This is a genomic window from Methylobacterium sp. Leaf85 (genome assembly GCF_001422125.1).
Taxonomy (GTDB): domain Bacteria; phylum Pseudomonadota; class Alphaproteobacteria; order Rhizobiales; family Beijerinckiaceae; genus Methylobacterium; species Methylobacterium bullatum.
In genome coordinates this window covers 203134-213043 of record NZ_LMME01000033.1, presented here as the reverse complement: position 1 = coordinate 213043, position 9910 = coordinate 203134, and the positions used below count along the sequence as shown (strand labels likewise).

Genomic DNA, 9910 nt, shown 5'->3' with positions numbered 1-9910 from the left:
CTTCGAAAGACGCAGAAGGCATGCCGGGATGCCGGAGCCGGCGCGAGTGGCCAGGTAGCGAACGGTCGGTCCGAAACATAGCATCCTCGAAGGCCCGCAGCGCAGGGCGGCGGGCCTTCCCGCACAGGGTTTCCCCCGAAAAGCGAGAGATGGACAGTCTTCCCGCGAGGCAGGCGCTCACGGAGGCCCTGGCGCGCCGTTCGCATCGATGCTCTAATTACCGCTTCCGACCTCACGCAATCGATGGCCGTCGCAGGAACGATACGGGCCGTCTGCGGGTTGAACATCGTCATGCCAGGATGTCGCCACTCCACTGCTCTCCCGATCGTCCCGCAAACCGGGTCGGGCCTGCGTTTGTCGCAGTTCCTCGTGAGTGGCCGACCCTCGGTGAGACCCGTCAACGACAACCGTCCCCCGCACATCCCGGGCTTCTGGCCCTGGGCGCTCGCCATCGGCATCGCTCCCGTGCTGTCGGGCATCCTCCTGCTGGCTCTGATGTTCTGACCGACCACGACGGGGTTTACCCGCGTGCCGACCCGGCCTAGCGTCCCCGCGCCATGGCCCTCGTTCCTCCCCCTGTTTCAAATCCTGCCGCCCCGACACCGGCCGTCTCCAACGCGCCGGAATGGTCGGTGGGGGACCTCGCCTCGGCCCTGAAACGGACGCTGGAAGACGCGTTCGGCCATGTCCGGCTGCGCGGCGAAATCTCCGGCTATCGCGGCCAGCACGGTTCCGGACACGCGTATTTCTCGCTCAAAGACGGCACCGCCCGCATCGACGCTGTGGTGTGGAAGGGAACCTTCAACCGCCTGCGCCAGCGCCCCCAGGAGGGGCTGGAGGTCGTCGCCACCGGGCGCATCACGACTTTTGCCGGCAAGTCGTCCTACCAGATCGTCGTCGAGAGCCTCGAACCGGCCGGGATCGGTGCCTGGATGGCCTTGCTGGAGGAGCGCAAGCGCGTCCTCTCGGCGGAAGGCCTGTTTGCCGCGGATCGCAAGCGCGCCATTCCCTATCTCCCGCGGGTCGTCGGAGTGGTGACCTCGCCCACCGGCGCCGTCATCCGGGACATCCTTCACCGGCTGGAAGACCGTTTCCCCCGGCCGGTCCTGGTCTGGCCCGTGCGCGTCCAGGGGGAGGGGGCGGCCGAAGAGATCGCCGCCGCCATCCGCGGCTTCAACGCGCTCCCGCCGGACGGCGCGATCCCAAGGCCGGACGTGCTCATCGTCGCGCGGGGCGGCGGCTCGATCGAGGATCTATGGGCGTTCAACGAGGAGATCGTGGTCCGCGCCGCCTCGGAGAGCACCATCCCCCTGATCTCGGCGGTGGGCCACGAGACCGACACCACCCTCATCGATTTCGTCTCGGATCGCCGCGCACCGACGCCGACGGGCGCCGCCGAGATGGCCGTGCCGGTCCGCGCCGATCTCGTCGCCGAGATCCGCGACCTCGGCCACCGCCAGGGCGAAGCCGTCCGGCGCAAGCTCGACCGCGAAGGCTCCGACCTGCGCGCGCTCCTGCGTGCCATGCCGGGAGCGGATGCCTTCCTCGCGGGAAAACGCCAACGCCTCGACCTCGCCGAGGCCCGGCTCATGCCCGCGCTGGCCGGCAATGCGCGCGATCACCGGGCGCGGTTCGGCCGCCTGATCGATCGGCTCGGGCGGCACCCGCCGGGATTGCGGCTGGCCCAGGCGCGCGGCCGCCTCGCCCTCGTCGCGGACCGCCCTCGTTCCGCCTTGCAGAACTATGCGACACGTAAAAGCGAGGCGCTGGGCTATCTCGGACGGCGCCTCGTCGTCGCCCGCGAACAGACCCTCATCCGTGCCCGCACGGAGACCGCCCGCCGCTTCGAGCGCCTGGGCGCCCTCGATACCCGGCTCGACCAGGCAATCCGCCGCCTGCTAGAGCGGCGGAGCGACAGGCTCGGCAATTTCGCGGCACTCCTCGGCACGCTGAGCTACCGCGCCGTCCTGGCGCGCGGCTTCGCCCTGGTCCGCGACGAGGACGGAGCCCCGATCCGCGCCGCCGCCTCGGTGACGCCGGGCCAGCGGCTCGGGCTCGAATTCGCGGACGGGACGCGGTTCGCCCGGTCCGAGGCCGCGGACGATACGGCGCCCGGCGGGGAGGGGCCGTCGAAGCGCAAGCGGCAGCCGCGAAAGCCGGCGGAGGCCCCGCCTCAGCAATCCCTGTTCGAACTGTGAGTCCCGTGGCCGGCGCATGGCGGGGCCGTGACTCTTGGCCCGGCGGATGCTTGCCGACATGCGGCATCTCGCTTCGCGTCGCGAACACCGCTAAAGCGCGGCGCCGAATGTCGGCCCGCACCCTCGATCCCACCCCGTGCCAGCGGCCCCACGGCCTGCCAAGGAGAGACGATGACCACCACGATCGATAGCGGACAGAAGCTGCATCTCGTCTTCGGCGGCGAGCTCGAGAACCTCGAAGGCATCAACTTCCGCGATGTGAAGGGGCTCGACATCGTCGGAATCTTTCCAGACTATGCCTCCGCGCAGAGCGCCTGGAAATCCAAGGCGCAGGCCACCGTCGACAGCGCTCAGACGCGCTATTTCATCGTCCACCTCCATCGCCTGTTGGAGCCGTGATCTGTGCAGGGCAGCCCTCAATGATCGGTGAAGGCATTGTGACACCGGGTCGGGGGCTGTAAGGGGTGCCGCGCCGAGGGGCCGGTATCCGGCGCGGCGCAGGAATCGAGAGATGAAGACGGCGGCATGAAGTCCTCGATCAAGATCATCGCTGGAAATTCCAGCCGTCCGCTGGCGGAGGCGATCTCCGCCTATCTCGAGCTTCCCCTGGCCAAGTGCATGGTCCGCCGCTTCGCGGACATGGAGATCTTCGTCGAACTCCAGGAGAACGTCCGCGGCGAGGACGTCTTCATCGTGCAGTCGACCTCCTTCCCCGCCAACGATCACCTGATGGAACTGCTCATCATGATCGACGCGGCGCGGCGCTCCTCGGCGCGGCGCATCACGGCGGTGATCCCCTATTTCGGCTATGCCCGGCAGGACCGGCGCACCTCCGGCCGCACCCCGATCTCGGCCAAGCTCGTGGCCAACCTCATCACCGAGGCCGGCGCCGACCGGGTGATGACCCTCGATCTCCATGCGGGGCAGATCCAGGGCTTCTTCGACATTCCCACCGACAACCTCTTCGCTGCCCCGGTGATCGTGCGCGACATCAAGGAACGACTAGACCCGAAGGAATGGATGGTGGTCTCCCCCGATGTGGGCGGCGTGGTCCGCGCCCGCGCCATCGCCAAGCGCATCGACGCGACGTTGGCCATCGTCGACAAGCGTCGCGAGCGCCCGGGTGAATCGGAGGTCATGAACATCATCGGCGAGGTCGAGGGTCGGTCCTGCATCCTCGTCGACGACATCGTCGATTCCGGCGGCACCCTGGTGAACGCGGCCGAGGCCCTGCTCAACGCCGGCGCCAAGGACGTGTCGGCCTACATCACCCATGGCGTGCTCTCGGGCGGGGCGGTCTCCCGCATCGCCGCCTCGCGGATGAAGGAATTGGTGATCACCGATTCGATCCAGCCGACGCAGGCGGTCAAGCTCGCCCGCAATATCCGCGTCGCCACCATCGCTCCGCTCCTCGGCGAGGCCATCGGCCGGACCGCGACGGAATCGAGCGTCTCGAGCCTGTTCGTCTGACGGTCGACGCCGCACGGCTGCCAATCGACGGGGGAGAGCGGGCGTATCCGGCTGTCCATCGTCGACGACCGGACGTGAAGGCAATTGCGCGCCCTCCGGCAGCCGCCTATATACGCTGATCCCCTTTTGAGAGCGTGAGACGGGACTTCCGGATCGACTGATCCGGAGCCTGCGGACCGATGCCCGGCGCCGCCCGTTCCCCCGCTAACGTCGGAGCCACAGAGCATGTCCCAAGGTCCGCTGATGCCGAAGGCGACCGCCGTCTGGCTGGTCGAGAACACGTCCCTCGCCTTCGAGCAGATCGCCGATTTCTGCAAGCTGCACCCCCTCGAAGTGAAGGGCATCGCCGATGGCGAAGTCGCGGCGGGGATCAAGGGCCTCGACCCGATCACCACCGGGCAGCTCACCCGCGACGAGATCGAGAAGGCGCAGAAGGCCCCCAACTACAAGCTCAAGGTGGCTGTTTCGAAGGTGAAGCTGCCCGAGGTCAAGCGCACCACCAAGGGTCCGCGCTACACCCCGCTGTCGCGCCGTCAGGATCGGCCGAACGCCATCCTCTGGCTGCTGCGCAATCATCCCGAACTCAAGGACGCGCAGGTCATCCGCCTCGTCGGCACCACCAAGTCGACGATCCAGCAGATTCGTGAGCGGACCCACTGGAATTCCGGCTCGCTGCAGCCGATGGACCCGGTGACCCTCGGCCTCTGCACGCAGATCGACCTCGATTTCGAAGTCCAGCGCGCCGCCAAGGACCGCCCGGCGGTCTTGCCGACCGATGCCGGCGCGACCCTGCTGCCCACCGAAGTCTCCACGGCCGGCAATTTCGAGGAAGCCGACGAGCATCACCGCAACGAGCGCGACGAGAAGCTCAACGCGGATTCGGTCTTCGCCAAGCTCAAGGGCATGCGCAGCACCGAGGACGAAGACGAGGAATAATCGTCGCGTCTGGCGTCCGCCAACCGACAGACATACTACCGGAGGCGCCGCTGTTGCGGCGCTTTTGTCATGTTGGTGCGCTGCATGATCGCCAAGCATGAGAAAATGCGCAATATTGATCGCCCTCGATTGCCGGGGACACTTTTACGGGGCGAATGATGGCCTCTCACGAGACGGCACACGACGTGGCGGAATACGAGCCGGGCGGCCACACGATCGGGTCCGACATGCTGGCCACGGGAACCGGCCCCGATACGGCGGCTCGCGACGCCGATCCGCGACTGGGGGCATCGGAACCGGTGACGCTGGCCGAATCACTGATGAATGAGGAAGGCTGGAGCCTGCTCAACTTCAGCGAGGCCGGGCCGAATCCGCCTTATCTGCGCATCGGAGGCAAGCTCCGGATGACGCTGACGGAATACGAGCCGTGTTTCTCGTCCCATATCCGCGACCGCATCCTGTTCCGATCCAAGGTCTCGATGGTTGAGCACCTCCGGAAATACGATCAGATGATGATCGATCCCCTGGCCTTCGAGGAATGTTTCGGCCCCGGCCAGGGTACCGACGCGACATTCCCCTTCGGCGCGTGGCTGACGATCCGCAAGGTCGGCTTTTCCGGCATCGAACTCTGGGACAAGGGCCGCGGCGACGTGGAGATGCCGATCGAGGCGCTCTCGGTCGCCTCCGCGATCTGGCTGCGCCACGCCGATACGCCGCGCTGGATGCTTACGTGAACGCATCCTCCCGCGCGGATCGCAAGCGTTCTGTTGCCGAAACGGACGCGATCGGTTATGGCAGCGCCGTCCTCCCTTCGGATTCGACTGTGCGCGGGCTTTTCGTCCCGCCATCGACCCGTTGGGGAATGGCCCTCGACCATTGTTCCAGATTGCGTCGGCCCTCCTGCGGGGGGTGAGCCTGTCGAGTCCTCCAGGGGGCGCGCGGGCGGCGATCGCCGAGGGTGCCCCGTCACACGAACCGCCGACGCCGGCCTCGATCATGAGGCCTGTCAGGAGACAGAATGACCGCTGGTAGCGCCCTGCAGCGTAACCCGAGCCGCGACGACTTCGCGGCTCTCCTCGAGGAGAGCTTCCTCGAGCACGAGATCACCGAAGGTTCCGTCGTCAAGGGTCGCGTCGTCGCGATCGAGAAGGACGTGGCCGTCATCGACATCGGCGCCAAGACGGAAGGCCGTGTCGCCCTCAAGGAATTCAACGGCCCCGGCCGCGAAGGCGAACTCGCCGTCGGCGACGAGGTCGAGGTCTATGTCGACCGCATCGAGAACGCGCTCGGCGAAGCCGTCATCTCGCGCGACAAGGCGCGCCGCGAGGAGAGCTGGGTCAAGCTCGAGAAGGCCTTCGAGGCCAACGAGCGCGTCACCGGCGCGATCTTCAACCAGGTCAAGGGCGGCTACACCGTCGATCTCGACGGCGCCGTGGCGTTCCTGCCGCGCTCGCAGGTGGACATCCGTCCCGTCCGCGACGTCACCCCGCTGCTGGGCACCCCGCAGCCGTTCCAGATCCTCAAGATGGATCGCCGCCGCGGCAACATCGTCGTGTCGCGCCGCACCGTCCTCGAAGAGAGCCGCGCCGAGCAGCGCTCCGAGCTCGTGGCCAACCTCGAAGAGGGTCAGGTCATCGACGGCGTCGTCAAGAACATCACCGAGTACGGCGCCTTCGTCGATCTCGGCGGCATCGACGGCCTGCTCCACGTCACCGACATGGCGTGGCGCCGCGTGAACCATCCGTCCGAGGTCGTGACCATCGGCCAGACGGTCAAGGTCAAGATCATCAAGATCAACCACGAGACCCACCGCATCTCGCTCGGCATCAAGCAGCTGCTCGCCGATCCGTGGGAGGGCATCGCCCAGCGCTACCCGGTCGACGCCAAGCTCAAGGGCCGTGTCACCAACATCACCGATTACGGCGCCTTCGTGGAGCTGGAGCCGGGCATCGAAGGCCTGATCCACGTCTCCGAGATGTCCTGGACGAAGAAGAACGTTCATCCGGGCAAGATCGTCTCCACCTCGCAGGAAGTGGAAGTGCAGATCCTCGAAGTCGATCCCGTCAAGCGCCGCATCTCGCTCGGCCTCAAGCAGACCCTCCAGAACCCCTGGGAGGCCTTCGCCGAGCAGCATCCGGTCGGCTCCGAGGTCGAGGGTGAGGTCAAGAACAAGACCGAGTTCGGTCTGTTCATCGGTCTCGACGGCGACGTCGACGGCATGGTCCACCTGTCGGATCTCGACTGGAACCGTCCCGGCGAGCAGGTCATCGAGGAGTTCAAGAAGGGCGACATGCTGCGCGCCCAGGTTCTCGACGTCGACGTCGAGAAGGAGCGCATCTCGCTCGGCGTGAAGCAGCTCGGCGGCGACCCCTTCACGGAGGCCGGCGAGTTCAAGAAGGGTCAGATCGTGACCTGCGAAGTGCTGGAAGTGAAGGATTCGGGCGTCGAGGTGAAGATCGTCGACACCGACCTCTCCACCTTCATCCGCCGGGCCGAGCTGGCTCGTGACCGTGGCGATCAGCGCCCCGAGCGCTTCGCCGCCGGCGAGAAGTTCGATGCCCGCGTGATCCAGTTCGATCGCAAGGCGCGTCGGGTCCAGCTCTCGATCAAGGCCCTGGAAATGGCCGAGGAGAAGGAGGCGATGGCCCAGTTCGGCTCCGCCGATTCCGGCGCCTCCCTCGGCGAGATCCTCGGTGCCGCCTTCAAGAAGGCCCGCACCAGCGACGACAAGGACGACGCACAGGACTAAATCCGGCGCCGACATCAACGGTCGCCGACTCCCTTGAGTCGGTGATCGCATCCTGAACGCCCGCGTGGGATCGCCTCCCGCGCGGGCGTTTCTTCGTCTCGACACGCTCTCTCTAGAGCGGACTCGCCCTGACATGCCGGTTTCAAAACCCGGCATTTGAACGGATTGCGGCGAGCCACAGATTGTTGCCCTCCGGGCCATCGTTTAGGAGGCGGGCACCGAGGGATCGGCTCGAACTGAAAACGCCACGGTTCGAGACATCGCCGGTACGGGACGGGATTCCGGAGCGGCAGCCCGGATGGGACATTCGGGCCGCACGACGATCAGCTGAAACAGCCCTGGCACTTCGCGGATGGCAGCCGCCGATGCCCTTCGCACCGGCTCGCCTCGTTCAGGGCTGAGTTGCCCATGCGGAATCCTCTCGAACATGGAAACATAGCCGAAGTCCCGAGGCGTCGTATCGACCTCTAATCTGTAAATGTTCCAGAGAGAAAGTCAGAACGTCCAATCGCACCACCGGACTGACAAATAATAGCTGGAAGACTACTGCCGACCCCTTTACCGACCGGGATCGGCGAGGCATCGATCCGGCAGACTGGTCAATCCAGCACACCGGGCAAGAATGCCCTCTGGGAAGAAGCGCTCCTCCGATCCTCTCGATCCGATGCCCTGGGCGGACAGCCGTCCGATGAGGGTCCTTCTGACGTGTTCCGCAGAACGAGGTATGGCGATGAGCGCCGACGACAACGATATGTGCCCGTCCAAGGGCGTTTCCTCCACGGCGCCTGCCCTGAACCGCAGGCAGATCCTCGGCACGGCCTTGACCGGGATGGCGGCCGTGGCCGTGCCCGGCACCCTGGTTCTCGCGGCCCCTCCGGCGAAGAAGGTCGATGTCCTTCTGATCGGCGGCGGCATCATGAGCGCCACGCTCGGTGTCTGGCTGCGCGAGCTCGAACCCAACTGGTCGATCCAGATGATCGAGCGGCTGGACGGCGTGGCGAAGGAGAGCTCCAACGGCTGGAACAATGCCGGCACGGGCCATTCCGCCCTCGCGGAGCTGAACTACACGCCCGAGAAGAAGGACGGCCAGATCGAGATCGCCAAGGCCGTCGAGATTAACGAGGCCTTCCAGGTCACGCGCCAGTTCCTGGCGTGGCAGGTTCGCAACGGCGTCCTCAAGAACCCCCGCTCGTTCATCAACTACACCCCTCACATGAGCTTCGTGTGGGGCGACGAGAACATTGCCTTTCTCAAGAAGCGCCATGCCGCGCTCAAGGCGAGCCCGCTCTTCGCCGGCATGGACTATTCGACCGATCCCGAGCAGATCCGGAAATGGGTCCCCCTCATGATGGAGGGCCGCGATCCCAAGCAGAAGATCGCAGCCACCTGGACCTCTCTGGGCACCGACGTGGAGTTCGGCGAGATCACCCGCCAGTTCGTCGGGCATCTGCAGAGCCAGCCGAACTTCGACCTGAAGGCCTCGTCCGAGGTCCGGACCATCGACAAGAATCCCGACGGCTCCTGGCGCGTGGTCTCCCGGAACCTCAAGGACGGATCCGAGCAGAGTTTCGACGCCAAGTTCGTGTTCATCGGCGCGGGCGGCGGATCCCTGCATCTCCTGCAGAAATCCGGCATCCCCGAAGGCGAGGACTACGCCGGCTTTCCCGTCGGCGGCTCATTCCTCGTCAACGAGAATCCCGATGTGACGACGCAGCATCTGGCGAAGGCCTACGGCAAGGCCTCGGTCGGCTCGCCGCCGATGTCCGTTCCGCATCTGGACACGCGCGTCCTCGACGGCAAGCGCGTCCTGCTGTTCGGTCCCTTCGCGACCTTCTCCACCAAGTTCCTGAAGGAGGGCTCCTATTTCGACCTCCTGTCCTCGACGACCACCAGCAACGTCTGGCCGATGGTTCGCGTGGGTGTGGATGAATATCCCCTGGTGGAATATCTGGCCGGTCAGCTGATGCTCTCGGACGATGACCGCATCGCCGCCCTGCGTGAGTATTTCCCCAAGGCGAAGAAGGAGGACTGGCGCCTGTGGCAGGCGGGCCAGCGCGTGCAGATCATCAAGCGCGACAAGGACAAGGGCGGCGTTCTGAAGCTCGGCACGGAGATCGTCAGCGCGAAGGACGGCAGCATCGCGGCGCTGCTCGGCGCCTCGCCGGGCGCGTCCACCGCGGCTCCGATCATGCTGAAGGTGCTGGAGAAGGTCTTCGCTTCCAAGGTGTCGTCCCCTGAATGGCAGGCGAAGCTCCGGCAGATCGTCCCCAGCTACGGATTGAAGCTGAACGACGATCCGGAGCGGGTCGCGCAGGCCTGGGCCTATACGAGCGAGCAATTGCAGCTGCCGGCTCCCCCGCAGATCGACCTGGAGGCACTGAAGCAGACACAGGTCAGCAACACCGTCCTCAACAGCAACCGCACCACCACGACGAAGCCGGTCCACGACCTCGCTCCCTGAGCGAGTGAATTTGGCCGCCAAAAGCCTCCGATGTCACCGGTTCGACATCGGAGGATTCTGTTTCGGCCGAGCGACCGAACCACCCGCCGAGCCCCC

Annotated in this window: 7 protein-coding genes; all 7 read left to right on the top strand. The window is 66.0% G+C overall.

Annotation, left to right across the window (positions count from 1 at the left end):
* The first annotated feature begins 557 nt into the window (after positions 1 to 557).
* Entirely contained in the window at positions 558 to 2198 is a 1641-nt protein-coding gene (gene xseA / locus ASF08_RS20730) for an exodeoxyribonuclease VII large subunit (protein WP_056149094.1), read from the top strand.
* Between the two features lie 171 nt (positions 2199 to 2369).
* Positions 2370 to 2597 (top strand): DUF4170 domain-containing protein, encoded by a 228-nt coding sequence (locus tag ASF08_RS20725; protein ID WP_018043154.1) that lies wholly within the window; start codon positions 2370 to 2372, stop codon positions 2595 to 2597.
* A gap of 126 nt (positions 2598 to 2723) precedes the next feature.
* Positions 2724 to 3668: a ribose-phosphate pyrophosphokinase gene (locus tag ASF08_RS20720; protein ID WP_018043155.1), complete on the top strand. Its 945-nt coding sequence runs from the start codon at positions 2724 to 2726 to the stop codon at positions 3666 to 3668.
* A gap of 225 nt (positions 3669 to 3893) precedes the next feature.
* On the top strand, positions 3894 to 4604 hold the full coding sequence (locus ASF08_RS20715; protein WP_018043156.1) for a DUF1013 domain-containing protein: 711 nt from the start codon (positions 3894 to 3896) through the stop codon (positions 4602 to 4604).
* Positions 4605 to 4759: 155 nt separating this feature from the next.
* Positions 4760 to 5338 carry a hypothetical protein gene (locus ASF08_RS20710; protein WP_056149091.1) on the top strand — a complete coding sequence of 193 codons (579 nt, stop codon included), beginning with the start codon at positions 4760 to 4762 and terminating at the stop codon, positions 5336 to 5338.
* Between the two features lie 284 nt (positions 5339 to 5622).
* Positions 5623 to 7353: a 30S ribosomal protein S1 gene (gene rpsA, locus ASF08_RS20705; protein ID WP_018043158.1), complete on the top strand. Its 1731-nt coding sequence runs from the start codon at positions 5623 to 5625 to the stop codon at positions 7351 to 7353.
* A 730-nt stretch (positions 7354 to 8083) separates the two neighbouring features.
* A complete protein-coding gene (gene mqo, locus ASF08_RS20700; protein ID WP_238253942.1) occupies positions 8084 to 9814 on the top strand; it encodes a malate dehydrogenase (quinone) in 1731 nt (576 codons plus the stop codon).
* Positions 9815 to 9910: the final 96 nt, after the last annotated feature.

Excerpts from the sequence above, each read along its gene's own strand:
- ASF08_RS20720 (WP_018043155.1), top strand. The coding sequence starts at position 2,724 with ATGAAGTCCTCGATCAAGATCATCGCTGGAAATTCCAGCCGTCCGCTG.
- ASF08_RS20725 (WP_018043154.1), top strand. The coding sequence starts at position 2,370 with ATGACCACCACGATCGATAGCGGACAGAAGCTGCATCTCGTCTTCGGC.
- ASF08_RS20710 (WP_056149091.1), top strand. The coding sequence starts at position 4,760 with ATGATGGCCTCTCACGAGACGGCACACGACGTGGCGGAATACGAGCCG.
- xseA (WP_056149094.1), top strand. The coding sequence starts at position 558 with ATGGCCCTCGTTCCTCCCCCTGTTTCAAATCCTGCCGCCCCGACACCG.
- ASF08_RS20715 (WP_018043156.1), top strand. The coding sequence starts at position 3,894 with ATGTCCCAAGGTCCGCTGATGCCGAAGGCGACCGCCGTCTGGCTGGTC.
- mqo (WP_238253942.1), top strand. The coding sequence starts at position 8,084 with ATGAGCGCCGACGACAACGATATGTGCCCGTCCAAGGGCGTTTCCTCC.
- rpsA (WP_018043158.1), top strand. The coding sequence starts at position 5,623 with ATGACCGCTGGTAGCGCCCTGCAGCGTAACCCGAGCCGCGACGACTTC.